Annotated in this window: 23 protein-coding genes and 1 pseudogene; 10 read left to right on the top strand and 14 right to left on the bottom strand. The window is 68.9% G+C overall.

Features of this window, described 5'->3' with window-relative positions; translation table 11 throughout:
- Positions 1–84: 84 nt before the first annotated feature.
- The 6 genes and pseudogenes from C8D87_RS02310 to C8D87_RS02335 form a co-directional block, all read right to left on the bottom strand.
- Entirely contained in the window at positions 85–1575 is a 1491-nt protein-coding gene (locus C8D87_RS02310; protein WP_112225359.1) for an alpha/beta hydrolase, read from the bottom strand.
- An 83-nt stretch (positions 1576–1658) separates the two neighbouring features.
- A complete protein-coding gene (locus C8D87_RS02315; protein WP_109636738.1) occupies positions 1659–2405 on the bottom strand; it encodes a glucose 1-dehydrogenase in 747 nt (248 codons plus the stop codon).
- Positions 2406–3911 carry an aldehyde dehydrogenase family protein gene (locus tag C8D87_RS02320; RefSeq protein WP_109636737.1) on the bottom strand — a complete coding sequence of 502 codons (1506 nt, stop codon included), beginning with the start codon at positions 3909–3911 and terminating at the stop codon, positions 2406–2408.
- Between the two features lie 25 nt (positions 3912–3936).
- Positions 3937–4788, bottom strand: a pseudogene (locus C8D87_RS02325) (3-oxoacyl-ACP reductase); the annotation flags it as partial.
- A 22-nt stretch (positions 4789–4810) separates the two neighbouring features.
- Complete coding sequence (locus C8D87_RS02330) at positions 4811–5896, bottom strand: Zn-dependent alcohol dehydrogenase (RefSeq protein ID WP_112225361.1); 1086 nt, start codon at positions 5894–5896, stop codon at positions 4811–4813.
- 91 nt (positions 5897–5987) lie between these two features.
- On the bottom strand, positions 5988–6179 hold the full coding sequence (locus C8D87_RS02335) for a ferredoxin (protein WP_109636734.1): 192 nt from the start codon (positions 6177–6179) through the stop codon (positions 5988–5990).
- A 45-nt stretch (positions 6180–6224) separates the two neighbouring features.
- Here C8D87_RS02335 and C8D87_RS02340 point away from each other — a divergent pair, with 45 nt between their 5' ends.
- The gene (locus C8D87_RS02340; RefSeq protein WP_112225362.1) at positions 6225–7385 is read left to right on the top strand and encodes an acyl-CoA dehydrogenase family protein; all 1161 of its coding nucleotides are present in this window, start codon (positions 6225–6227) and stop codon (positions 7383–7385) included.
- A gap of 12 nt (positions 7386–7397) precedes the next feature.
- Positions 7398–8309 carry an acyl-CoA dehydrogenase family protein gene (locus C8D87_RS02345; RefSeq protein ID WP_112225363.1) on the top strand — a complete coding sequence of 304 codons (912 nt, stop codon included), beginning with the start codon at positions 7398–7400 and terminating at the stop codon, positions 8307–8309.
- Here the strand turns inward: C8D87_RS02345 and C8D87_RS02350 are convergent.
- Together C8D87_RS02350 and C8D87_RS02355 are read right to left on the bottom strand one after the other, a co-directional pair.
- Entirely contained in the window at positions 8293–9381 is a 1089-nt protein-coding gene (locus C8D87_RS02350; RefSeq protein WP_112225364.1) for an NAD(P)H-dependent flavin oxidoreductase, read from the bottom strand. The two genes, C8D87_RS02345 and C8D87_RS02350, sit on opposite strands and share 17 nt — an antisense overlap.
- Positions 9362–10948, bottom strand: a complete 1587-nt coding sequence (locus C8D87_RS02355) for an acyl-CoA synthetase (RefSeq protein ID WP_112225365.1) — start codon at positions 10946–10948, stop codon at positions 9362–9364. The genes C8D87_RS02350 and C8D87_RS02355 overlap by 20 nt, the downstream gene beginning before the upstream one ends.
- 74 nt (positions 10949–11022) lie before the next feature.
- Between C8D87_RS02355 and C8D87_RS02360 the strand changes: the two genes are divergently transcribed.
- Entirely contained in the window at positions 11023–11814 is a 792-nt protein-coding gene (locus tag C8D87_RS02360; protein ID WP_112225366.1) for a crotonase/enoyl-CoA hydratase family protein, read from the top strand.
- A gap of 85 nt (positions 11815–11899) precedes the next feature.
- Positions 11900–12649 (top strand): hypothetical protein, encoded by a 750-nt coding sequence (locus tag C8D87_RS02365; RefSeq protein WP_112225367.1) that lies wholly within the window; start codon positions 11900–11902, stop codon positions 12647–12649.
- Here the strand turns inward: C8D87_RS02365 and C8D87_RS02370 are convergent, their stop codons facing one another.
- The 5 genes from C8D87_RS02370 to C8D87_RS02390 form a co-directional block, all read right to left on the bottom strand.
- The gene (locus tag C8D87_RS02370; protein ID WP_112225368.1) at positions 12650–12832 is read right to left on the bottom strand and encodes a hypothetical protein; all 183 of its coding nucleotides are present in this window, start codon (positions 12830–12832) and stop codon (positions 12650–12652) included.
- Between the two features lie 159 nt (positions 12833–12991).
- Entirely contained in the window at positions 12992–13690 is a 699-nt protein-coding gene (locus tag C8D87_RS02375) for an SAM-dependent methyltransferase (RefSeq protein WP_215732138.1), read from the bottom strand.
- A 130-nt stretch (positions 13691–13820) separates the two neighbouring features.
- A complete protein-coding gene (gene kstD / locus C8D87_RS02380; protein WP_112225370.1) occupies positions 13821–15530 on the bottom strand; it encodes a 3-oxosteroid 1-dehydrogenase in 1710 nt (569 codons plus the stop codon).
- Between the two features lie 38 nt (positions 15531–15568).
- Positions 15569–17083: an acyl-CoA synthetase gene (locus C8D87_RS02385; protein ID WP_112225371.1), complete on the bottom strand. Its 1515-nt coding sequence runs from the start codon at positions 17081–17083 to the stop codon at positions 15569–15571.
- Positions 17084–17108: 25 nt separating this feature from the next.
- Positions 17109–18137, bottom strand: coding sequence for an LLM class F420-dependent oxidoreductase (locus C8D87_RS02390; RefSeq protein WP_112225372.1), 1029 nt, complete (start codon positions 18135–18137; stop codon positions 17109–17111).
- A 45-nt stretch (positions 18138–18182) separates the two neighbouring features.
- Between C8D87_RS02390 and C8D87_RS02395 the strand changes: the two genes are divergently transcribed.
- Genes C8D87_RS02395 through C8D87_RS02415 form a run of 5 tightly spaced genes read left to right on the top strand, consistent with a single transcriptional unit; the run spans position 18183 to position 22627 of the window.
- The gene (locus tag C8D87_RS02395; RefSeq protein ID WP_109636723.1) at positions 18183–19127 is read left to right on the top strand and encodes a Zn-ribbon domain-containing OB-fold protein; all 945 of its coding nucleotides are present in this window, start codon (positions 18183–18185) and stop codon (positions 19125–19127) included.
- A gap of 7 nt (positions 19128–19134) precedes the next feature.
- A complete protein-coding gene (locus C8D87_RS02400) occupies positions 19135–20190 on the top strand; it encodes a thiolase domain-containing protein (RefSeq protein ID WP_112225373.1) in 1056 nt (351 codons plus the stop codon).
- Positions 20191–21333 (top strand): thiolase domain-containing protein, encoded by a 1143-nt coding sequence (locus C8D87_RS02405; RefSeq protein ID WP_112225374.1) that lies wholly within the window; start codon positions 20191–20193, stop codon positions 21331–21333.
- Positions 21330–22190 (top strand): TIGR03619 family F420-dependent LLM class oxidoreductase, encoded by an 861-nt coding sequence (locus C8D87_RS02410; RefSeq protein ID WP_109636720.1) that lies wholly within the window; start codon positions 21330–21332, stop codon positions 22188–22190. The genes C8D87_RS02405 and C8D87_RS02410 overlap by 4 nt, the downstream gene beginning before the upstream one ends.
- Positions 22187–22627 (top strand): nuclear transport factor 2 family protein, encoded by a 441-nt coding sequence (locus C8D87_RS02415; protein WP_112225375.1) that lies wholly within the window; start codon positions 22187–22189, stop codon positions 22625–22627. Before C8D87_RS02410 ends, C8D87_RS02415 begins: the two co-directional genes overlap by 4 nt.
- Before the next feature lie 428 nt (positions 22628–23055).
- Here C8D87_RS02415 and C8D87_RS02420 read toward each other — a convergent pair whose 3' ends face one another.
- Entirely contained in the window at positions 23056–24282 is a 1227-nt protein-coding gene (locus C8D87_RS02420) for a cytochrome P450 (RefSeq protein WP_170166289.1), read from the bottom strand.
- Positions 24283–24411: 129 nt separating this feature from the next.
- Between C8D87_RS02420 and C8D87_RS02425 the strand changes: the two genes are divergently transcribed.
- Positions 24412–25539: a steroid 3-ketoacyl-CoA thiolase gene (locus C8D87_RS02425; RefSeq protein ID WP_112225376.1), complete on the top strand. Its 1128-nt coding sequence runs from the start codon at positions 24412–24414 to the stop codon at positions 25537–25539.
- Positions 25540–25570: the final 31 nt, after the last annotated feature.

Genomic DNA, 25570 nt, shown 5'->3' on the forward strand with positions numbered 1-25570 from the left:
ATCCAGGACCAGGGTGGCACCGGGGAGCACGACCGGCTACCCCTGAGGGCCTCACCAGCCGGTGAGGCCCTCCCCGGACCGCTGTCAGGCGAACGGCGACTTGTCGATGCCGCACGTCTTCTGCGCAGGCAGCACCCCGGTGAAGAGGTACTCCCGCTTCACCTTCTCCGCGCAAGCACTCCGCACGTACATCGACGTGTGCCCGTACCCCTCAACGGTGAGGAACGCGGTGCGAGCCATCTCCGCCGCACCGTCGCGAGCACCGTGCAGCGGCGTGGACGGGTCGAACCTGCTGTTGATGAACAGGATCGGCGCCGACGTCCAGCGGTTCCACGGACCGGTGTAGCGGTCCTCGTCACGACCCTGCCAGAACGCGCAGGCCATCATGTCGTACACCACGGCACGGCCCCAGTACGGCACGCGCTCGTTCTCACTCTTGCCGTACTTCGTGTACGTGGCGGTGTCGCGCGGGAAATCGCTGTCCGAGCACTGAACCGCGTTGAACCCCTCGAACCGGTTGGTGACGTAGTCGGCGGACGCCGCGCGCAGCGACGCCGGCGCCTCCCACACCCCCTGCAGGATCCGGGCGGTGTCCTGCCAGTTCTCCGGCTGCGCCAGCGCGTCCCAGACGGTGCTGATCAGCGTGACGCGGTCGAAGCGGCCGTCCGGCGTGGTGACGGGAGAAGCCGTCACCTTGGCCACCAGGTCCGCCCACTTCTTGCGCAGGTCGCCGCCCGCGAACGCGCATTTCGCGCCCGGAGCCGCGCACAGCTTCAGAAACTGGTCGAACGTCTCGGCGACACCGCGCGGCACGTCCTGGCGCGTGTCGAGCGGCACGGTCGTGCCCTGGTTGCCGTGCCCGGTGGCGTTGCCGATGAAGTCGAGCGCACCGTCGAACGCGAGCGCGCGGACCTTGTCCGGGAACATGTTCGCGTAGATCGCTCCGAGGTGCGTGCCGTACGAGATGCCGTGGTACGTCAGCTTCTTGTCGCCGACGGCCTTGCGCAGCTGGTCGAGGTCACGCGCCGTGTTGGCGGACGAGACGTGGTCCAGCAGGTCGCCGGACTTGGCCTCGCAGCGCCGCACGAACTCCCGGTACCCCTCGTAGAACGCCGGCTCCTCCGCGGCGGTGTCGGGGTAGACCGGGATCGAGTTGAGGAACGCCTGCTGCTCCTCGACGCTGTCGAAGCACCGGACAGTGGCGCTGCGACCGATGCCGCGCGGATCCCACGACACCACGTCGAACCGCGCCCGCAGTTCGGACGAGAACAGCCACTCCCACTTGCCACGTGCGCGCAACCGGTCGACACCGGACGCGCCGGGCCCGCCGAAGTTCACGAACAGCGAGCCGATCCGCTTCGACGGGTCGGTCGCGGGCAACCTGATGACCGCCAGGTCGATCTTCGTGCCGCTCGGCCGGTCGTAGTCGAGCGGCACCTTCGCGGTCGCGCACTGGAACCCGTCCTGACAGTCCTGCCAGGACAGCGCAGGCGTCTGCACGCCGGGTTCGGCGACAGCGACGGAGGCGGGCGCCAGGCCGATGAGCAGCGCCGCCGTGATCAGTATCGATTTCAAATTGAAGCTCCCCAGTTCCAAACCTCTCGGTCAGGGAGACGCTGGTGCCACCCGCCGGGTTGCATCCGGGGAACGAGCGGAAGTCAGCTCAGCGCGTGCGTGGCGGTCGCACCTCCGTCCACCACGAACTCCGCGCCCGTGCAGTACGCGCTTTCGCTGCTGGCCAGGAACAGAACGACGTTCGCGACGTCCTCCGGCTGGCCGACTCGGCGCAGCGCCACCTTCTTGCCGATCGGTGAGATGTCGACCGGGCGGCCCAGCGCCTCGCCCACCATCGGGGTGTTGATCGCGCCGGGATGCACGGAGTTGACGCGGATGCCGTGCTGGCCGAGCTCCATCGCGGCCACTTTGGTCATGCCGCGGATCGCGAACTTCGAAGCCGTGTAAGCAACCAGGTACGGCATGCCGCCCAGGCCCTCGACCGACGACACGTTGACGATCGATCCGCCGCCCGCCCGCGTCATCGACTCCACGACGGCGCGCATCCCGAGGAACGTGCCGACCTGGTTGATGCCGATCACCCGCTGGTAGTCGGCGAGTGTCGTGTCCGTCAGCGCCGAGAAGTGCAGGACGCCCGCGTTGTTCACCAGCACCGAGATGTCGCCGAACGTGCTGATCGTGAACGCGACCGCCTCGGCCCACTCGTCCTCGTTGGACACGTCGAGGTGGCAGTACTCCGCTCCCAGCTCGGCGGCGAGCTCCTTGCCCTGGTCGTCGAGGACGTCGGTGAGCATCACCCGCGCGCCCTCCTCGGCGAACCGGCGGGCCGCGGCCGCGCCCTGACCGCGGGCCGCACCGGTGATCAGGGCGATCTTGCCGTCCAGCCGCATCTACATCAGCTCGTCGGTCAGCGGCATCATCACGGTCTTGAGCTCGGTGTAGGCCTCGTAGGCGCTCTGGCCGCCCTCGCGGCCGAGACCGGACTGCTTGAAACCCCCGAACGGCACGTGCGGTTCGAGCTGGAAGCCGTTGATGCCGACCATGCCGACGCGCAGCCTCTTCGACACGCGGAACGCGCGGCGGACGTCGTTGGTGTAAACACCGGCTCCCAGGCCGTACTCGGTGTCGTTCGCGATGCGGATGGCTTCTTCTTCGTCGTCGAACGGCACCACGGTGAGCACCGGTCCGAAGATCTCCTCGCGGGCGATCGTCATGTCGTTGCTGGCATCGGCGAAGATCGTCGGCGCCACGAAGTTGCCCGACGCGAGATCGCCTTCGAGCCGGGTGCCGCCGGTGACCAGGCGAGCGCCGTCCTGCTGGCCGCGTTCGATGTAGCCGAGCACGCGGTCGAGCTGTTTCTGGTTGATCAACGGACTGGCCAGCACCGCCGGGTCGAACGGGTCGCCGAACGTGACCGCGCTCGCGAGCATCGAGGCGGTGGCGACGAACTCCTCCTGCACGTCCCGCTGCACCAACGCCCGTGTGTGCGCGACGCACGCCTGACCCGACAGGCCCATGGTGACCATGCCCATGCAGGTCATCGCGGCGAGGCCGACGTTCGGGGCGTCCGCGAACACGAGTGCGGGCGACTTCCCGCCCAGCTCCAGGGAAACGCGCTTCATCGTGCCCGCGGAGGCTTCGACGATCCGGCGGCCGACCGCGCGGCTGCCGGTGAAGCTGATCTTGTCGACCGCGGGGTGGGTGATCAGGGCTTCGCCGGTCGGATCGCCGGGACCGGTGACGAGGTTGATCACGCCCTCCGGCAGACCCGCCTCGATCAGCAGCTCGACCATGCGGATCACGCAGAACGACGCGTACTCCGAGGGCTTCACGACGACCGTGCACCCGGCGGCGAGCGCGGGCGCGAGTTTCTGGGCGAACAGCACGAACGGCGCGTTCCACGGCAGGATCGCCGCGACGACACCGACCGGCTCGCGGAACGTCATCGCCAGGTGGTCGCCACCCTGGTACGGCGGCAGGGTCTGGCCGCCGACCTTGTCGATCCAGCCCGCGTGGTGGTCGAAGATGTCCGCCGCGATGCCGACGGACGTGGCGTAGATCTGGCCGAACGACAGCGGCACGCCGTTGTCCAGCGCCTGCAGGCCGCGCAGCTCGTCGGAGTGCTCCCGCAGCAGGTCGCTGTACCTGCGCAGCACCCGGATGCGTTCACCGACCTTCGACCTCGACCACGTGCCCTCGTCGAACGCCTTGCGCGCGGCGAGCACGGCGGCGTCGACGTCCTCGGGTGACGCGACGGCGAAGTGGCCGATCTCCTCACCCGTGGCCGGGTGGTGGTGGGTCCAGGTCTCGGCCGTCTCACGGAACTCGCCCCCGATGAGGAGCCGGCCGTCCTTCAGGCCGAGCGTCTCGCGGTGCGGTTGCACGGTGAGCGTCACAGCTCCTCCTACAGCACAGTGTCGTTCAAAGACTCATGGTTTCGGTGCACGAGAACGTCTTCTTCGGATCGCGACCGGCGAAGTGGTCGTCCAGATCTTCGAACCCGGTGAACCTCTGCTCCACGGTGGGCGGCGCCATCAGCGCGACCATGCCGCCGTGCACCACGAAGACCTGGCCGTTGATCTTCTCGCCGGATGGACCCGCGAGGTGCGCCACGAACTTCGCGACGTGCTCGGGCGCCAGCGGGTCGTCGCCTTCCGGTGCGTCGCCGAACACGTGCGCGGTCATGCCCGTGCGAGCACGCGGGCAGATCGCGTTGGCGCGGACGCCGTAGCGGGACGTGCCTCGGGCCGTCGCGACCGTCAGCGCGGCGATCCCGGCCTTGGCCGCCGCGTAGTTCGCCTGGCCTTCGGAGCCGAGCAGGAACGCCTCCGACGAGGTGTTCACGATCCGCCCGTAGACCTGTTCGCCGGACGACTTGGACTGCTGCCGCCACAACGAGACGGCGTTGCGCGACAACAGGAAGTGACCTCGCAGGTGGACTCTCATCACGAGGTCCCAGTCCTCGTCGGACATGTTGAACAGCATCCGGTCGCGCAGCACTCCGGCGTTGTTCACGACGACGTGCAGGCCGCCGAACTCCTCCAGCGCCGCGGTGACGAGGGTGTCCGCGGTGGTCCGCTCCCCCACGTCACCCTCCACCACGACGCACTTGGCGCCCAGCTCCTCGATCTCGGCCGCGACGGCGTCGGCCGAGCCGGGCAGGTCGTTCAGGACGAGCGAAGCACCGGCACGAGCCAGCTCCAGTGCTTCCGCCCGGCCGAGCCCGGCTCCCGCGCCGGTGACGACGGCGACCTTCCCCGCAAGGTCCACTTGAGACTCCCGATGGCTGTGTGTTTCAGTCGAAGAGGATGACCTGACGGATCAGGGATCCTCCGCCGCGCAGCGCCTGCAGGCCCTCGTTCACGTCCTCGAGGCGGATCCGCTTGCTGATCATGCCTTCCAGGTCGAGACGCCCCTGGCGCCACAGCGCGATCATGCGCGGCACGTCCCGGCGGAAGTTCGCCGTTCCGTAGAACGACCCGTGCAAGGTCTTGTCGTGCAGGAACAGTTCCTGCGCGCTGAACGACACCATCGCGTCGGCACGTCCGGCGCCGACGACGACCGTGTGGCCGCCGCGCCGAGTCAGGTCCCACGCCTGCCGGATCGTGGCGGACAGGCCGACCACGTCGAAGACGTAGTCGAAGCCCATGCCGCCGTTGAGCTGGTTGTTGAGATCGGCGACGCCCTCGGGTGTCGTCGCGTGCGTCGCGCCGAACCGCTGCGCCACCTCGTGCTTCTCGACCACGGGGTCCACGCCGACGATCTTCGCCGCCGCGGCGAGCCGCGCGCCCTGGATCACCGCGATGCCGACGCCACCGCAGCCGATCACCGCGACGCTGGAACCCGGTTCGACCTTCGCGGTGTTGAGCACGGCGCCGACACCGGTGAGAATGCCGCAGGACAGCAGTGCCGCGATCTCCCACGGCACGTCGTCGTCGACCTTCATCGCCGCGTCGGCGGGCACGACCATCTCTTCGGCGAACGCGCCGAGACCCGCGTAACCGAACGCCGGATTGCCGCCGACGACGAAACGCGGCGAGGTGAACGCGGACAACGTGTGCACGAGACACAGGTGGGCCTGACCGGTCACGCACTGCGCGCACTTCCCGCACGGCGGCACGAACGTGATCGCCACGTGGTCGCCCACCGCGAGCGATGTGACGGCAGTGCCGATCTCGACGACCTCACCGGCACCTTCGTGCCCGATGACGCCGGGTGCCAGGGCGGGCAGCGTTCCGTCCATCGCGGACAGATCGCTGTGGCACACACCGCACGCCTTGATCTTGATGCGCACTTCCTGCGGCCCCGGCGCGGTGGTCGTCACGTCGTCCCGGAGCTCGAGCTTGTCGTCACCGACCTGGTTGAGCACGGCTGCCTTCACCGGTATCACTCCTCGCTGAGCTCACGGCCAGTGCCACGGCACTCGATACCCGTCGCACACTAGAATCTGTTCCTGTTCGTGACAAGGTCCATCAGCGTGAGAGCCGCAGCGCGCCCATGGGGCACGACGTGACGGCACGTTCGGCCCTCTCGACCTCGTCATCAGCCAGCTCACCCTCCCGGATCTGCAGAACCTCTTCGTCGTCAAGGTCAAACACCTCAGGCAGGATTGACATGCACACCCCGTGCGCCTCACAGACCGAAGGGTCCACGTCCACCTTCATGACAGCCTCCTGACAGCAGGTAGAACTTGTTCTAGAGTAGCGGCCATGCGCATCGGTTTCACGCCCGAACAGGAGCGGTTGCGCCAGGAGCTGCGGGCGTACTTCGCCGCGCTCATGACGCCGGAACGCCGGGCAGGGCTCGCCGGCGGCAGCGACTACGGTGATGCCGAGGTGTACAAGGACACCGTCCGCCAGATGGGCAAGGACGGCTGGCTCACCATCGGCTGGCCGGAGGAGTACGGCGGCCGCGACCGGCCGATGATCGAGCAGCTGATCTTCCTCGACGAGGCGTCCGCCGCCGGTGCGCCGGTCCCGTTCCTGACGCTGAACTCGATCGGGCCGACCATCATGGCGTACGGCACCGCCGAGCAGAAAGCGTTCTACCTGCCCAGGATCGCTTCCGGTGAGATCCACTTCGCCATCGGCTACTCCGAACCCGAGGCCGGCACCGACCTGGCGGGGTTGCGCACCCGGGCGGTCCGCGACGGCGACGACTACGTCATCAACGGCCAGAAGATGTGGACGAGTCTCATCCAGTACGCGGACTACGTGTGGCTGGCGTGCCGCACCGACCAGGAATCGCAGCGGCACAGGGGTTTGAGCATCATCATCGTGCCGACCACCGACCCCGGTTTCTCCTGGACGCCGGTGCCGACCATGTCCGGGCCGACCACCAGCGCCACCTTCTACGACAACGTGCGCGTGCCGGCGATGAACCTGATCGGCGAGGAGCACAGGGGCTGGAAGCTCATCACCAACCAGCTCAACCACGAACGCGTCGCACTGTGTTCGGCCGCACCGCTGCAGACCGCGCTGCGCGAGGTTCGTCAATGGGCGCAGGAAACCGGCGCCGATCAGAACGAGTGGGTACGGCTGCACCTCGCTCGCGTGCACGCCAAGACCGAGTTCCTCAAGCTGATCAACTGGCGGATCGCCTCCGGCGGTGACGACGCGCCTTCACCCGCGGAAGCCTCGGCCACCAAGGTGTTCGGCACCGAGTTCGCCACCGAGGGCTACCGGCTGCTGATGGAGGTGCTGGGCGCCAACGGAATCGTGCGCGCCGGTTCGCCGGGCGCGTTGTTGCAGGGCCGGGTGGAACGCATGCACCGGTCGTCGCTGATCCTGACGTTCGGCGGCGGCACCAACGAGATCCAGCGGGACATCATCGCGCGCGCCGGCCTCGGCCTGCCCGCGGTGCCTCGATGACCGGGAGACGACATGGACTTCACCCTGACCGAGGCACAACGCGAACTCGCCGCGCTGACCCGCAAGATCCTCGACTCCTCGGCCGACCCGTGGCCTGATCTGGTCAAGTCGGGTGTCGTGCCCGACTCCCCCGACGAGTTCGGCGTCCTCGAACAGTGCTCGGTGCTGGTCGAGCTCGGCCGCGCGGTCGCCGCTGTGCCGTACCTGTCCACGATGGTCGCGGCGTCGGCACTGGCGGAGTTCGGCACGGCGGAACAGCGCTCGCGGTGGCTGACGCCGGGAACCGTGCTGTCCGTGGCGCTTGCGGAAGCCGATGGCGCGAAGACGACCGTGCCGTTCGCGGCCAGTGCGGCCGCGTTCCTGGTGTCGCACGACGAGCAGGTGTTCCTCGTCGAGGCCGGCCGGCTCGACATCACTCCGCAGGAACTGGTCGACGGCTCGGAGGCGGGTTGGTTCGAGTTCTCCGGTGGCGAACCGGTTCCCGGACTCACCCCGGAGTGGCTCGTCACGCGGTACACGTTGGGGCTCTGCGCTTTCCAGCTCGGCGTGACCGAACGAGCGCTGGAGCTGACAGCCGAGTACGCGCGCACCCGCGTGCAGTTCGACCGACCGATCGGCAGCTTCCAGGCCGTGGCACAACGGCTCGCTGATGCGTACATCGACGTGGCGGCGATCCGGTTGACGCTGTGGCAGGCGGCCTGGCGGCTGTCCGAGGGCCTGCACGCGGACGCCGAGGTGGCGACGGCGAAGTTCTGGGCTGCCGACGCCGGGCACCGCGTGGCGCACACCGCCGTGCACGTTCACGGCGGCACGGGCATCGACATGAGCCACGACGTGCACAAGTACTTCACCGCGGCGAAGCGGGCCGAGTTCGAGCTGGGCGGGGCGACCGCCCAGCTCCTGAAGCTCAGCGCAGCTTGGTGAGCCGTTCCACCGTCTCGTCGAACTCCCGCAGCAACTCCGCGAGCACCTCCGCGACCGGGCGCACCTCGTTCATCCGCCCGACGACCTGCCCGACCGGCATCGACACCACGGACGGGTCGTCGGTGCGGGCGATCCGCAGGTGTGCCTCGCTGACCAGCAGGTTCTGCAACGGCATGGGCAGCGGTTGCGGGGCTTCCTCCGCCGCCCACGCCTCCGTCCACCGCGTCTTCAGCAACCGCGCCGGCTTGCCCGTGTAGATGCGGGTGCGGACGGTGTCGCTGGAACCGGCGGCGAGCAACGCCTGCTGCGTGCTGGAGTTCCCGAGCGTGTACTCGGTGGTGGTCAGCCAGTACGAGCCCATCCACACACCGGAGGCGCCCAGCGCCATGGCCGCTGCCGCCTGACGGCCGGAGCCGATGCCACCGGCGGCGAGCACCGGCACTTCCACCGCGTCGACGATCTCCGGCACGAGCACCATCGTGGCGACCTCACCGGTGTGCCCGCCCGCCTCGTAGCCCTGCGCCACGACGATGTCGACGCCGTTCTCCACGTGCCGGCGCGCGTGCTCGGCCTTGCCCGCGAGGGCGGCCACCGGAACGCCGGCCGCGTGCACCCGTTCGATGACATCGGCGGGCGGCGAGCCCAGGGCGTTCGCGATCAGCCGGATCGGGTGCTCCAGCGCCACGTCCACGTGTGATCGCGCGACCGAGTGCAGCCAGCCGAGAACGCCCTGGCTGTCCTCGCCCTCCGGCAGCGGTGGCACGCCGAGCTTCAGCAGCGTCTGCTGCACGAAGTCCTTGTGGCCCTGAGGGATGAGCTTGCTCAGGTCCACCTGCGTGCCTTCCGCGGGCACCTTGGCGGGCATCACGATGTCGACGCCGTACGGCTTGCCGTCGGTGTTCTCGTCCATCCACGTCAACGCGCGGTCGAGGTCCTCCGCGTCGTTGAACCGAACGCACCCCAGCACGCCGAGGCCGCCCGCCCTGCTGATCGCCGCCGCCACGTGCTCGGACGGTGTGAAGCCGAAGACGGGGTGTTCGATGCCGAGCTGGTCACACAGGCTGGTGCGCATGGTCCTCCACGTGGCGGCGAGCCCACTGGTAGTCGGGTTTGCCGGTGGGCGTCCTGCCGATCTCGTCGACCAGCCAGAGCGACCGCGGCACCTTGTAGCCCGCGAGCGTCTCGCGGACGTGAGCGTCCAGTTCGGACAGTGTGGGAGTCTTGCCCTCGCGCGGGTGCACCAGAGCGCCGACGCGCTGGCCGAGCCGGTCGTCGGGAACGCCGATCACGAGGGCGTCGTACACGTCCGGGTGCGACTTCAGCGCCGCCTCGACCTCTTCCGGGAACACCTTCTCGCCACCGGTGTTGACGCAGGTGTTGCCGCGGCCGAGCAGCGTGATGTCGCCGTCCTCCTCGAACCTGGCGTAGTCGCCGGGCACCGTGAACCGCCTGCCGTCGACCTCGACGAACATCCGCGCGGTCTTCTCGGGGTCCTTGTAGTAGCCGAGCGGGATGTGCCCGCCGCGCGCCAGCTTGCCGATGACACCCGGCACCGGTTCCAGCTTGTTGCCGTCCTCGTCGATGACGATGGTGTCGTCGTTGAGCTTCACCTTGGTGCCGTCGGTCTTCACCATCTCCTTGGACACCGCGCCGATGCCGGTGGAGCCGGTCTCGCTCGACCCGATCGACTCCAGCAGCGTCGTGTGCGGCAGGAGCTCGTGGTACATCTTCTTCACGGCGTAGGAGAACAACGCGGCGCTGCTGTTGATGATGTACAGCGACGAGCCGTCGTAGTCGCCGCGCTGGAACTCCTCGATCAGCGGGCGTCCCATCGCGTCGCCGGTGATCACGGCGACCTGGACCTTCTCCTTGCCGATCACCCGCCAGATCTCGGCGGGGTCGAACTTCGGCACGAGCACAACGGTGCTGCAGCTGAACAACGCGCCGAGCACGGCCCACTGCGCGGCGCCGTGGATCAGCGGCGGCAGGCAGAGCCGGACGAGACCGTAGTCCTTGCCCGCCTTGGCCTGCTGCCACTCGTCGGTCAGACGTTCGCCGGTCACGAAGTCGATGCCGCCGCCGAGCGTGCGCCACACGTCCTCGTGCCGCCACATCACGCCCTTGGGCATGCCGGTCGTGCCGCCGGTGAAGAGGATGTAGAGGTCGTCGCCGCTGCGTGGCGCGAAGTCCCGCTCGCCCGACTCCCCGGCGAGCGCCGTCTCGTAGTCGGCGCCGGCGAACTCCTCTTCGGACTCGTCGTCGATCACGACGGTGTGCCCGGGAGCCCCGACCTCCGCGACCAGCGGCGAATACCGCCGTTCGTGTACGAGTGCGACCAGATCCGCCTCACCGAACAAGTACTGCAACTCGTTCTTGGTGTAGCGGTAGTTCACGTTGATGGCCACCGCGCGCAGCTTGTAGACCGCGAGCATGGCTTCGACGAGCTCGATGGAGTTGCGTGCGTAGAGCCCGACGTGCGACCCCTGTGTCACGCCGTTCTTTGCCAGGTGGTGAGCCAGTTTGTTGGCTCGCGACTCGAGCTCGGCATAGGTGACCCTCCGGTCGCCGCACACGAGGGCGATCCGGTCGGGCACGGTGTCAGCGGCGTGTTCAACGAGGTCTGCGACGTTGAGGGCCATGGTAGGCAAAGTAGAACGTGTTACTGTTCTGGACAATCCCCCGTGCGGTCAGACTCGATCCAGGAGGCGCGCGAATGACGACCACGACGGAACCCCACGCCTTGGTGGACCTGGTCGGCAACGTTCTGGTCGTGACGATGAACAGGCCAGAGGTCCGCAACGCGTTGTCGGGCCCGATGATGGCCATCATGCGCGAGGCCTGGGACCGCGTGGACAACGATCCCGACGTCCGGGCCTGCATCCTGACCGGCGCCGGCGGGTCGTTCTGCGCGGGCGCCGACCTGAAGGCGATGACGTCGAACCATCCCAGTGACACGGCGGGAAGTCACGACTTCTCGGTGATCGAGCCACTGCTGAAGGGTCGTCGGTTGACGAAACCGCTCATCGCGGCGGTGGAGGGTCCGGCGGTCGCCGGCGGCACCGAGATCCTGCAGGCGACCGACATCCGGGTGGCCGGCGAGAGCGCGCGGTTCGGTGTCTCCGAGGCGCGGTGGGGACTCTTCCCGCTCGGTGGATCGGCGGTGCGGCTGCCGCGGCAGATCCCCTACACCGTCGCGGCCGATCTGTTGCTGACCGGGCGGCACATCAAGGCACCCGAAGCCAAGGAGATCGGCCTGATCGGGCACGTGGTGCCGGACGGTCAGGCACTGGACAAGGCGATGGAGCTGGCCGGGCTGATCACGGCCAACGGACCGCTGGCGGTGCAGGCGATCCTGCGGACGATGAGGGAGACCGAGGCCATGCACGAGAACGAGGCGTTCAAAGTGGACGCCCGGCTCGGCATGGAGGTGTTCCGCAGCGAGGACGCGAAGGAGGGTCCGCGCGCCTTCGCCGAGAAGCGGAAGCCGGAGTTCAAGGGCCGCTAGCCACTTCGTTCGCACCCGTAACACCTGCCGACGGTCTGCCGATCAGCCACTCAGCACGCATTCGCAGTCCGGGCAGGGGCCAGTCGTGAAGCACTCTGATCAGTCGACCGACAACGCCGTCGACGGCGATGTCCAGGGCACGTCGATCCAGGCGGGATCGATCGGCGAGGTCCACGTGACCGCGCAACGCGAGCCGCGGTGGCGCAGGCCCAGCTGGTTTCTCGGCGTGGCGGCGGCTGTGGTGAGTGCGGCGGTGCTCGCGTTCGTGCTGGTGCCGGGCGAGCAGGCGCAGCACACACCCGCGGCCGCCACCACCGCGACCTCGGCCCCGGCCGTCACAGCGTCGCCACCGGCTTCAGGTGCACCGGCCACCACGACAACGGCCGGTGCCGCCCGTCCGGCGCCGGGTGGGTCGGTGCCGCGTACGACGAACGCCGTCCCGACCGCAGTCGCGCCCACGACAACGACCACCACTGCCGCCGCCGCGCCCCCGCCCGCGGCCACCGGCGTGCGGTACAGCGGCACGCTGCAGTTCGGCAGCTTCCACCTCGACCTCGCGCAGCCACGCGACGTGCCGGGCACCAACCTCTGGCGGCTCACCCAGCACCGTCTGCACGGCGACGACGGCTACGAACTCGCGGAGTGGCTGGGCGACGGCGCACCGGGACAGGCCGAGTGCGCCGCCGACCTCGTGAAGCGCGCGACGAAGGACGCGGAGAACCTGGTCGCCGGCAGCCGCGTGTGCGGAAGGTCGCCCGCCGGCCGGATCTTCCGGATCGACGTCGTCGCGATCGACAGCACCGCGATCACCGGTGACGTCACGGTCTGGGAGTGATCAGCAGCCCGCCACGTGGAAGTCACCCGGCGGTACCCACGGCGTGCCGGGCCAGAAGATCCGACCCTCCGGCCGCATCTGGCGGCCGACCGCGTAGGCGTGGGCGTCCCCGCTCAGCTCGGGGTCGTGCGGCCAGCACTGGTCCCAGATCTCTTCCTTCCGGGCCTGCCAGTAGCCGAACACGTTCTCCGGGTGGTTCTGGATGCTGCAGCCCGTGTACTCGTCGCGCCGGATCCACGTGTTGCCGGCACTGTCCAGGTCGGCCTCCGCGGCGAAGATCGCGGCGGAGGTGTGGACGACGTGGTCGGTGTTCGGGTGGTCGCGGTGGCCGATGGGTCTCCCTCAGGACACCTCAGTCGATGCCGGGGGCGGTGTGCGCCGCAGCAGGAGAACGACGAACCCGAGAGTTCCGCGGTAGCCGCCCAGCCAGCTGGTGCGGTGGGCCGCTGACATCTGAAGAGCGAGGTCGCTGTCGGGGTGTTCGGGATTGTCGAGGGCCCACCGGGCGAGGGTGCCGGTCCAGCACCATTCGTACTCGTCCCACTCCGCGATGGTGCTGATGTATCCGTAGACCGGTGTCCATCCGTCGGCGACGACTTGGGCCACGGTGGTCGGGAGATCCGCGTACTTCTGCGGGCCGTCCTCCAGTTCCGCCCGGACGGCAGCGTCGGGCTCGCGCTCCCAGAAGCAGTCGCCGAGCAGGAGCATCCCGTCTTCGGTGAGATGCTCTCGAGCGGCGCTCAACGTGGGGAGCAGCCCGCCGAACGCGTAGGCGGCTCCCACGCTGAGCACCAAGTCCGCTTTCCTGGTCGACCGGTACTCGGCGACGTCCTGGCGGCGCAGTTCGAGCCGATCTTCCAGACCGAGCCGGGCGGCCTCGCTGAGGACGTGGTCGAAGCCTTCACCCGAGATGTCGACTCCGACAGCCGTTACGCCGCCGTGCGCCTGTAGCGCGCGTAGCAACCAGGTGCCATCGCCACAGCCCAGATCGAGCAGGTGATCGTCCTGCCTGCGGATGGCCCGGTGGAGAAGGTGCTCCACTGTGCTGTCGCTCAGTGGAGCCGAAATCGGATGGTCTGCGTGCGCGAGAGCGCTGAGTTCGCGTCGGTCCACCAGTGCTGTCTAGCAGAATCCGGATCTTGTGTCGCATGTATTTGGCGGTGGTGATGTTCTAGATGTCGTTGGCCGCTATGTAGCCGAACGTCATGGCGGGCCCGATCGTCGAACCGGCACCGGCGTAGCTGCGTCCCATCACTGCCGAGCTCACGTTGCCCGCCGCGTACAGGCCGGGGATCACCGAGCCGTCCGGGCGCAGCACGCGGGCACGGGCGTCGGTGACCATGCCGCCCTTGGTGCCGAGATCGCCTGGCACGATCTTGAACGCGTAGTACGGCGCCAGCCACAGCGGGGCGAGACACGAGTTCGGGAAGATCGCCGGGTCGGTGTAGTAGTGGTCGTAGGCGCTGTCGCCGCGCTTGAAGTCGGGGTCCCTGCCGGTGAGCGCCTGGTTGTTGAACCGGTTGACGGTGGTCTTCAACGCGTCCGCCGGGACGCCGATCGCGCCCGCCAGGCCGTCGAGCGACCAGTTCTTCACGACCGCGCCGCCCTGGTACCACCCGTCCGGCAGCGGCAGCGTGGGCGCGATGTCGGCGAACAGGTACCTGTTGCGGTAGTTCTGGTCGACGATCAGCCACGCCGGGATGCACGGATCGGTGGGGTTCTTGTCGTACATGACGTGCACGACGTCGCTGTAGGGCGCGGCCTCGTTGACGAACCGCCGGCCTGCCGCGTTGATCATCAGGCCGCCGGGCAGGGTGCGTTCGGCGAGACAGAAGTACGGCGAGCCGGGCGTCGGGATCGCGGGGCCCCACCAGGCGTCGTCCATGAGGTCGAGCGCGGCGCCGACGCGCTGGCCCGCGCGGTGGCCGTCACCGGTGTTCTCCTTCGCCCCGACCGTCCACTGTGTTCCGATCGGCTGACGCTGGTACTGGGCGCGCATCGCCGCGTTGTGCTCGAAGCCGCCGGAGCCCATGATCACGCCGCGCCGTGCTTTCACGAGACCGCGCGAGGTCAGCACTCCCCTGACCGCGCCGTTCTCCACGTGCAGCTCCTCCAGCGGGGTGTTCAGCCACACCGGCACGTTCGCCCGCATCAGTCCCGCCCTCAGACCACCGGCCAGCGCCTGCCCCATCGTCAGCGGCTTCTGGCCGGCCAGCGCGGCAGCCGTTCCTCTGGCGAGCGCCGCCGCGGCCGTCGCGGCTCCCTTGGCGTTCACCAGAGCGAGCGCGAGCCACTTGTAGTCGGCGCCGTAGATGACCAGGCCCGCGGGCGTGGCGAGGTACGGCGCGTTCAGGTTCGCCAGCTCCGCGCCGAGGATGCGGCCGTCCAGCATCTCCGGCTCGATCGACCGGCCCTTCACGATGCCGCCGGGAAGCTCCGGGTAGTAGTCGCTGTAGCCGTCCATGTGCCGGAAGCGCAGCGGGCTGTTGCGCATGACGAACGAGATCATCTGCGGCCCGTGCGCCAGGTACGCCTGCTGCCGCGCCACGGGGATGTCGCCGACGACGGCGGCGAGGTACTGCCGCGCCTTCTCCGGTGTGTCGGGCACCCCGGCGGCGAGGATGATCTCGTTGTTGGGGATCCAGATACCGGCACCGGATCTGGCGGCGGAACCGCCGTACGTCGGTGCCTTCTCCAGGACCACGCAACTCAGGCCGCGTTTGGCCGCGGTGAGTGCGGCGGTCATGCCGGCCGCGCCCGCGCCGACCACCACGACGTCGAACTCGCCGAGTGGTTGCGCGAGTGCAGGGGAGGTCCTGACGAGTCCTGAGGCCAGCGCGAGACCGGCTCCGGCGAGCACCTGACGGCGGTTCAGGTTCATGGGGTCGCTCCAGACATGGGACTTCCGGTGGTCTCAGGTCACGCGCGGTCGCGCAGCTTTCGCTTGTAGAGCTTGCCGTTCGGGTCGCGCGGCAACTCGGCGAGATAGTCGATCGTGCGCGGCAGCTTGAACTTGGCGAGCCTGGTGCCGGCGAACTCCAGCAGCTCCCTGGTCAGTTCCTCGCTCGGCTCGACACCGTCCGCGGGCTGGACGACGGCCTTGATCTCCTCGCCCCAGTCCGGATGCGGCACCCCGAACACGGCCACGTCCGCCACCTTGGGGTGGCACACCAGCTCGCCCTCGATCTCCGCCGGGTAGATGTTCACGCCACCGGAGATGATCATGTCGTTCTTGCGGTCGCACAGGAACAGGTAGCCGTCCTCGTCCAGATAACCGATGTCCTGCAACGTGAACAGCTTGCCGACCCGCGCGGCCTTCGTCTTCTCGGCGTCCTTGTGGTACTCGAAGGTCGCGTCGCCCATTCGCATGTAGACCAGGCCGCGTTCGCCCGCCGGGAGCTCGGTGCCGTTCTCGTCCAGGATCTTGATCTCCGACGTCGGCCACGGAAGGCCGACGGATCCAGGCTTCTTCAGCCATTCCTGGGCGCTGATCGCCGTGCCGCCGCCCTCGGTCGCGGCGTAGTACTCGATCACGACGGGGCCCCACCAGTCGAGCATCCGGCGCTTGACCTCGAGCGGGCACGGCGCCGCGCCGTGGATCATCGCGCGCAGCGACGACAGGTCGTACTTCGCCTTGACGTCGTCCGGCAGCGCGAGGAGGCGGTGGAACTGGGTCGGCACCATGTGGCTGTGGGTGACCTTGTACCGCTCGATCAGCCGCAGCATCTCCTCCGGCGACCAGTGGTCCATGAGCACCGCGGTGTGGCCGAGCTGGATGGAGATGACGACGAAGTTGAGCACCGCGGTGTGGTAGAGCGGCGATCCGCACAGGTGCACGTGACCGTCGTGCGGCTTGATCCCGAAGATGCCGAAGAACCACGGGGCCGACGGCGGCACGACGTCCGGGTCGGCGCCGGTCAACGGCCTGCGCACACCCTTGGGCCGGCCGGTCGTGCCGGACGTGTAGAGCATCGGTGAGCCGGCCGTGCGGACGTCCGGCCTGCCTTCCTCGCCCGCACCGAGCTTGGCGAGCGGCTCGAAGCCGGCGATGTCGCCGACCGAGAACCGGGCGCCGGCCGGCAGGCTCGCCGCGGCTTCGGTGGCGGCCTGCGCGAACCGCTCGTGCCCCACGAAGGCCTTGGCGCCGCTGTCCTGCACGAGGTAGGCGACCTCGGCGCCGGTCAGGTGCCAGTTCGCCATGACGACGTAGAGACCGGTCTGGAACGCGGCGAAGTACACCGCCACCAGTTCGGCGCTGTTGGGCAGCATCAGCACGATGCTGTCGCCGGGTACCAGCCCCAGGGCCTGAAACCCGCGACCGTACCCGTCTGCCGATGCCGCGAGCTCGGCGTAGGTGATCTCGCGACCGCTCGGATCGACCAGCGCGGTCAAGCCCGGCTGATCGGAAGCGATGTTCCAGAGTCCTGTGACCACCCCCTCAAAGTAGAACGCGTTTCACCTACTGACAAGCCTCAGCGACCGCCTTGATCGAAGCAACGTCGCGACATCCGACGAGCAACATCGTGACGCCCGCCTTCCCCCACCGGCCGACCTCCTCGCGGACGTGCTCAGCGGTGCCGACGATGGTGATCTCGGCGACCAGTTCGTCCGGAACCACCTGTGCCGCCTCGTCTTTGCGTCCCGACTGGAACAGCCTGCCGATGTCCTGGACGACCTCGCCGTATCCCATGCGGGTGAAGACCTCTGCGTGGAAGTTCATGCCGGGTGCGCCCATTCCGCCGATGTACAAAGCGACGAACGGCTTGAGCATGGCCCTGACCGATACCGGATCGTCCGTCACGACGACCTGACACGTGGCCGCGACCTCGAAGTTCTCCCTGCTGCGGCCTGATTTCGCGAACCCTTCGGACAGCCACTCGTCGTACATGCCGGCGAGCCTGGGCGCGTAGTAGATGGCGAGCCAGCCGTCGGCGATCTCCGATGTCAGCGCGACGTTCTTCGGCCCCTCGGCGCCGAGCCAGATGGGCAGGTCCGCGCGCAGCGGGTGGGTGATGGGCTTCAGCGGCTTGCCGAGCCCGAGCGCTCCCGGCCCCCGGTAGGGCAACGGGTAGTGCGGGCCGTCGTTGGTGACCGGGGCCTCGCGCGCCATCACCTGACGCAGGATCGAGATGTACTCCCTGGTCCTGGCAAGGGGTTTCGCGAACGGGCGACCGTACCAGCCCTCCACGACCTGCGGTCCGGAGACGCCCAGGCCGAGCACGAACCGTCCACCGGAGAGGTGGTCCAGAGTCAGCGCGTGCATCGCGCAGGCCGCCGGTGTGCGCGCCGACATCTGCACGACGGACGTGCCCAGCCGGACTCGCTGCGTCGCGGATCCCCACCACGCCAACGGTGTGAAGGCGTCGGAGCCCCACGCTTCGGCCGCGAACACCGCGTCGAAGCCGGATTCTTCCGCCGCCGCCACGAGTTCGGCGGCGTTCGAGGGCGGACCGGCGCCCCAGTAGCCGAGCTGCAGACCGAGCTTCATGCACCCATCTTGCCACCATTTCGAGAACCTGTTTCACTTTGATCTGTGACTCGGCCGCTGAGTGCTCCGCTCGACGTGGGCTTCGACTACACGCGCTCGCTCGGCCCGACGCTGGGCCGGTTCCTCACGGATCTGCGCCGCCGGAAGGTGACCGGGATCCGCGGTTCCGACGGCCGCGTGCACGTGCCGCCGCTCGAGTACGACCCGGTGACCGCCGAGCGGCTGTCGGAGTTCGTCGACGTGGCGTCGACCGGTGTCGTGCGCGGGTGGTCGTGGATCCCCGAGCCGCTGGAGGCCCAGCCGCTCGACCGGCCGTTCGCGTGGGCGCTGATCCAGCTCGACGGCGCGGACACCTCGCTGCTGCACGCCGTCGACGCGGGCTCGCCGGACCGGATGTCCACGGGCGCGCGGGTGCGGGTGCGCTGGCGGGCCGAACGCGTCGGCGCGATCACCGACATCGAGTGCTTCGAGCTCTCGGACGAGCCTTCCGCTGACCCGGTCGAGGCCGACGAGGTCACGATGGTGACCACTCCGGTGCACCTGCATTACACGCATTCCGCGTCGCCGACCGAGGACCCGTTCCTGCGCGGCCTGATGGAGGGGCGGCTGATCGCCCAGCGCTGCCCGGAGTGCTCGAAGGTCTACTTCCCGCCGCGACCGGCCTGTCCCACCGACGGCGTGCCGACGACGGACCGGATCGAGCTGTCCGACCGCGGCACCGTCACGACGTTCTGCGTGGTCAACGTGCCGTTCCTCGGCCAGCGCATCCCGCCGCCGTACGTCTCCGCCTACGTGCTGCTCGACGGCGCGGACATCCCGTTCCTGCACCTGCTGCTCGGCGTCGCGCCCGAGGACGTGCGGATGGGCATGCGGGTGGAGGCGGTGTGGAAACCGCGCGAGGAGTGGGGCCCGACGATGCAGAACATCGACCACTTCAAGCCTTCCGGCGAGCCGGACGCGCCCTTCGACTCATACTCCCAGCACCTGTGAGGGCCTGATGCGTGACATCGCGGTTGTCGGGTTCGCGCAGACGCCCTGCGTGCGTGAGACCGACGGCACCACCAACGGTGTCGAGATGCTGGTGCCGATCTTCCACGAGGTGCTCGGCGGGCTCGGCCTGACCAAGTCCGACATCGGCTTCTGGTGCTCCGGCTCCTCGGACTACCTGGCGGGGCGGGCGTTCTCGTTCGTCTCGGCGGTGGACGCGATCGGCGCGTTCCCGCCGATCATGGAGTCCCACGTCGAGATGGACGCGGCCTGGGCGCTGTACGAGGCGTGGGTGAAACTGCTGTGCGGCGAGGTCGACACCGCGCTCGTCTACGGTTTCGGCAAGTCGTCGGCCGGTCAGTTGCGACGGGTCATGGCGATGCAGCTCGACCCTTACGTCGTGACGCCGCTGTGGCCGGATTCCCTCGGCCTGGCCGGGATTCAGGCGCGCATGGGCATCGAGGCCGGTCTCTGGGACGAGCGGCAGATGGCGTCGGTGGCCGCGCGGAGCCGTGCCGCAGCGGTCTCGAACCCGCTGGCGCAGCTGTCGGGTTCCGTGGAGGTGTCCGATCTGCTCGCCACGCCGTACGTGGTGGATCCGTTGCGGCGGCACGACTGCGCGCCGATCACCGACGGCGCCGCCACGATCGTGCTGGCCGCCGGCGATCGTGCGCGGGAGCTGTGCGAGCGCCCGGCGTGGATCACCGGGTTCGAGCACCGGGTGGACTCGCCTTCGTTCGGCGCGCGCGACCTGCTCGGTTGCGCTTCGGCGGTGGCCGCGGGCAAGGCGGCCGGTGCCGGCGGTGTGGAGGTGGCGGAGCTGCACGCGCCGTTCACCCACCAGGAAATCATGCTGCGCCAGGCACTCGGCCTCGGCGACGACGTCGTGGTGAACCCGTCCGGTGGCGTGCTGGCCGGCAACCCGATGTTCGCGGCCGGCCTGGCCCGCATCGGCGAGGCGGCGCGCCGCGTGCACGACGGCTCGGCCTCGAAGGTCCTCGGCCACGCCACGAGCGGCCCGCTGCTCCAACAGAACCTCGTCTGCGTGATGGAAGGGCGGGAGTAGATGCGACCGGCAGCAGTGGTCGGCACCGGCCAGACGCACCACGCCGCGAAACGCCTCGACGTCTCGATGGCGGGCCTGTGCCGCGAGGCGATCGACCGCGCGATGGCCGACGCGGGCGTGGACTGGCCCGACATCGACGCCGTGGTCCTGGGCAAGGCCCCGGACCTGTTCGAGGGCGTGATGATGCCCGAGCTGTTCCTCGCGGACGCGTTGGGCGCGGTCGGCAAACCGTTGCTGCGCGTGCACACCGCGGGCTCGGTCGGCGGCAGCACCGGCAACGTGGCGGCGTCGCTGGTCCAGTCCGGCGTGCACGACCGCGTCCTGGCGGTCGCGTTCGAGAAGCAGTCCGAGTCGAACGCGATGTGGGCCCTGTCCGTGCCGACGCCGTTCACGATGCCGGTGCACGCCGGCGCGGGCGGCTACTTCGCCCCGCACGTGCGCGCCTACATCCGCCGCGCCGCCGCCCCAGAACACGTGGGCGCGATGGTCGCCGCGAAGGACCGCCGCAACGGCGCCCTGAACCCGTACGCACATCTGAAGCAGCCGGACATCACCGTCGAGTCGGTCCGCGCCTCGACCATGCTGTGGGACCCGATCCGCTACGACGAGACCTGCCCTTCCTCGGACGGCGCCTGTGCCGTGGTGATCTCCGCGGAGCCCACTTCCGGTCGTGCCGCGTGGATCCGCGCGACCGCGATGCGCACCGAGCCGACGACGTTCGCCGGCCGCGACCAGGTCAACCCGCAGGCCGGCCGCGACGCCGCCCGGGCGTTGTGGAAGCAGGCCGGGATCACCGATCCGCTGTCCGAAGTGGACGCCGCCGAGATCTACGTGCCGTTCTCCTGGTTCGAGCCGATGTGGCTCGAGAACCTCGGCTTCACCGACATCGGCCAGGGCTGGAAGCTCACCGAGGCGGGCGAGACCGAGATCGGCGGCCGCCTCCCGGTGAACCCGAGCGGCGGCGTTCTCTCCTCGAACCCGATCGGCGCGTCCGGCCTGCTGCGTTTCGCCGAAGCCGCCATGCAGGTCATGGGCACCGCCGGTGAACACCAGGTGGACGGCGCCCGAGTCGCCCTGGGCCACGCCTACGGCGGTGGCTCGCAGTTCTTCGCCATGTGGGTCGTCGGACAGGAGAAGCCATGAAGTTCACCCTCGGCATCGCCATGAGCCCGCTCGACCAGCTGACCGAGTTGGCCAAGACCGCCGAGGAGTGCGGCTACGCCTCCATCGCGCTGCCGGACTCCCTCTTCTTCTCGGAGAAGGTCTCCGCCGACTACCCCTACACCCCGGACGGCTCCCGCATGTGGAACGCCGAAACCCCGTGGGTGGACCCGCTCGTGGCCGCCGCCGCGATGGGCGCCGTGACGTCCCGCATCCGCTTCTACACCCAGGTCCTCAAACTGGGCTCCCGCAACCCCTTGCTCCTCGCCCGCCAGATCGGCTCAGTCGCCCACCTGACCGGCAACCGCTTCGGCCTGGGCGTGGGCCTCGGCTGGTCCCCGGAGGAGTTCGAGTGGTGCGGCGCCCCGTTCAAGAACCGCGGCCCGCGCGTCGACGAGATGATCGACATCCTGAAGCTCGTGCTGGACGGCGGCATGGTCGAGTACCACGGCAAGTACTTCGACTTCGACCGCCTGCAGATGTCGCCGGCTCCCACCTCACCCGTGCCGTTCTACGTGGGCGGCCACTCCCCCGCCGCCCTGAAGCGCGCCGCACGGGTCGGTGACGGCTGGACCTCGGCAATGATCAAGTTCGCGGATCTGCGTTCCGTGATCGCGCAGCTGAGGGATCTCGGCGCGTTCGAGCGCCCGTTCGAGATCCAGGCCGTGTGCATCGACCGCTTCGGCCTCGACGGCTACCGCCAGCTCGACGAGATCGGAGTGACGGACGTGATCGTCGTGCCGTGGCTGTTCTACGGCGTCGGCTTCGACGGCGACCTTCAGGCCAAGAAGGACGGACTTCGGCGCTTCGCCGACGAGGTGATCGGAGAGTTCGCATGACCGCCGTGACCTGGAAGGCCTCCCGCACGGAAACCCCTGCCCGCGTGGCCTCCTGGCGCTCGATGGACGCCGTGACCCGCGGCGCCAAGGACGAATGGCTGTCGCTGTTCGCCGACGACGCCGTGGTCGAGGACCCGGTGGGCCCGTCGATGTTCGACGCCGAGGGCAAGGGCCACCGCGGCAAGGAGGCGATCGCGGCCTTCTGGGACCTGGCGATCGCGAACGTGGAACGCTTCGAGTTCGCGATGCACGACTCGTTCGCGGCGGGCTCGGAGTGCGCCAACGTGGGCACGATCTCGGCGTTCCTGCCTGGCGGGGCGCGCGTGGACACCGAGGGCGTGTTCGTCTACAACGTGGGCGAGGACGGGCTGATCAGGTCCATGCGGGCGTTCTGGGAGACCGAACGCGCCCTGGCGACCCTGCGCACCGAATCCTGACCGGCTCGGGGCTCGGTTTTGCCTTCGCCGCGCTGGGTTTCCAGGCGCGCGACGGTTCCGCCGAGCGGGCCAGCTGCCGTTCTTCGCCGGCACGCTGATCCGGGACGGACATCTGATCGTGGAGGGCGACAAGATCGCGGGCGCTCACTCGTACGCGGTCAGCGGATAGCAAGGCACCTCCGGAGGTCGGCCCGCCTTGCGTTGGCTGGTCGCGTTCCAGCTGAGGGCTCGCCGACGCGGGTTGCTCGCGTTCCAGCGTGGTTGCGTGGGCATTGACGGGCCGGGTCTTTTCATCGTCGCGAAGCGGCGATGACGAAACCGAAGCTCGGTAAACCCGCGCGCCCACCCACACACGGCGACGATCGCACCGCAGGCGGCCAACCAGCAACACAGCGAATGCGGGCCCACCGAAGCAGACCCGCCTCCACCTACGAGTACTGGACCTGGAAGTCCTTGATCCCGTTCAACCACCCGGACCGCAGCCGTCGGGGTTCGTCGACCTGCCGGATGTTCGGCATGTGGTCGGCGATCGCGTTGAAGATCAGGTCGATCTCCAGCCGAGCGAGGTTGGCGCCGATGCAGAAGTGGGCACCGCTCCCGCCGAAGCCGAGGTGGGGGTTCGGGTCGCGGGTGATGTCGAACTTCTCCGGCTCCTCGAACACCTCCTCGTCGAAGTTGGCCGAGGAGTAGAACAGGCCGACCCGTTGCCCCTTCTTGATCTCCACCCCGCTCAGCACCGTGTCCTGCGTCGCCGTCCGCTGGAACACGATGACCGGTGTGGCGAACCGGACGATCTCGTCGGCAGCGGTGGCCGGCCGCTCGGCCTTGAACAGCTCCCACTGCTCCGGATGATCGAAGAACGCCTTCATCCCGTGGGTGATCGCGTTGCGCGTGGTCTCGTTCCCGGCGACTGCCAGCAGCAGGACGAAGAAGCCGAACTCCTCCGACGCCAGCCCTGCACCGTCCACATCGGCCTGGACGAGCTTGGTGACGATGTCCCCGCGTGGACAGGCGCGCCGGTCCTCCGCCATCGTCCAGGAGTAGCCGAGCAGTTCGGTGGCCGCGACCATCGGGTCGCCCTCGAACTCCGGGTCGTCGTAGGAGATCATCTGGTTGGACCAGTCGAAGATCTTGCGCCGGTCCTCCTGCGGGATGCCGATGAGCTCCGCGATCGCCTGCAACGGCAGCTCGCAGGCGACGTCTGTGACGAAGTCGCCCCGGCCCTTGGCGATGGCCTCGGCCACGATCTTCTCGGCCCGCGCGCTGAGGGCGTCGCGCAGAGCGTTGATCGACTTCGGCGTGAAGCCGCGCGAGATGATGCCGCGCTGCTTGGTGTGCACCGGCGGGTCCATGTTGAGCAGGAGGAGCCGCTGCATCTCGATGCGGTCGCGGGTCATGCCTTCGGCGAACCGGATGATCGCGGTGTTCTCCCAGCTCGAGTAGACGTCGCTGCGGCGGGAGACCTCCTTGACGTCCGCGTGTTTCGTCACCACCCAGAAGCCGTCGTCCCCGAAGCCGCCCTGGCCCGTCGGGTGGGAGTTCCACCAGATCGGCGCGGTCTGGCGCAGCTCGGCGAACTCCTGCAGGGGTAAGCGTTTCGCGTACATGTCGGGGTCGGTGAAGTCGAAGCCCTCAGGGATGCGCGGCTTGCCCACGGACACACCTCCTAGATGTAACACGTTCTAACCGATTCAAACACGGTTGCGCCTTGTGTTGAAGCCCCCAGGCGGCCAATCTGGTCGTACACAGGAACGTGTTCTAGTTTCCAGTCCAAGGAGGCTCGCGTGGGCAGTCCGGTGATCGTGGGAGCGGTGCGCACGCCCATCGGCAGGCGCAACGGCTGGCTGTCGGGGCTGCACGCCGCCGAGCTCCTCGGTGCGGCACAACGCGGTTTGCTTGATCGAACAGGTGTTGATCCGTCCACTGTCGAACAAGTCATCGGCGGCACCGTCACCCAGGCGGGCGAGCAGTCCAACAACATCACCAGGACCGCCTGGCTGCACGCGGGCCTGCCGCACACCACCGGCTGCACCACCATCGACGCCCAGTGCGGCTCGGCCCAGCAGTCCACGCACCTCATCGCGGGCCTGATCGCGGCGGGCGCCATCGACGCCGGCATCGCCTGCGGTGTCGAGGCGATGAGCCGGGTACCGCTGCGCAGCAACATCGGCGACGCCGGCTCGCCCCGCCCCGACTCGTGGGCCATCGACCAGCCCAACCAGTTCGTCGGCGCGGAACGGGTCGCCGCACGCCGCGGCATCGGGCGCGAGGAGGTGGACCGGTTCGGCGTCCAGTCCCAGACGCGCGCGGGCAGGGCCTGGGCGGAGGGGCGGTTCACCGCCGAGGTCGTGCCCGTGAAGGTCGGCGAGGAACTGGTGGAGACCGACCAGGGCCTGCGCGAGACCAGCCTGGAGGCACTGGCGGCGTTGAAGCCGGTGATGCCCGACGGCGTGCACACGGCGGGCACGTCCTCGCAGATCTCCGACGGCGCCTCGGCCGTGATGGTCGTGGACGAGGACTGGGCACGCGCACACGGGCTGCGGCCGAGGGCGCGGATCGTCACGCAGTGCCTCGTCGGCTCCGACCCGTACTACCTCCTCGACGGCCCGGTCGACGCGACCGCGCGGCTGCTGGAGCGCAGCGGTATGAGGATGGCCGACATCGACCTGTTCGAGGTCAACGAGGCGTTCGCATCGGTCGTGCTGTCGTGGGCCGCGGTGCACCGGCCGAACCTGGACCGGGTCAACGTCAACGGTGGCGCGATCGCGATCGGTCACCCGGTCGGCAGCACGGGCACGCGGCTCATCACGACGGCGTTGCACGAGCTGGAGCGCCGCGACGCGACGACGGCGCTGATCACGATGTGCGCCGGCGGGGCACTGGCCAGCGGCACGATCATCGAACGGATCTGAGGACCGGAACTGTCATACCCTGATAGCTTCC

The sequence above is a fragment of the Lentzea atacamensis genome, from assembly GCF_003269295.1.
GTDB lineage: Bacteria > Actinomycetota > Actinomycetes > Mycobacteriales > Pseudonocardiaceae > Lentzea > Lentzea atacamensis.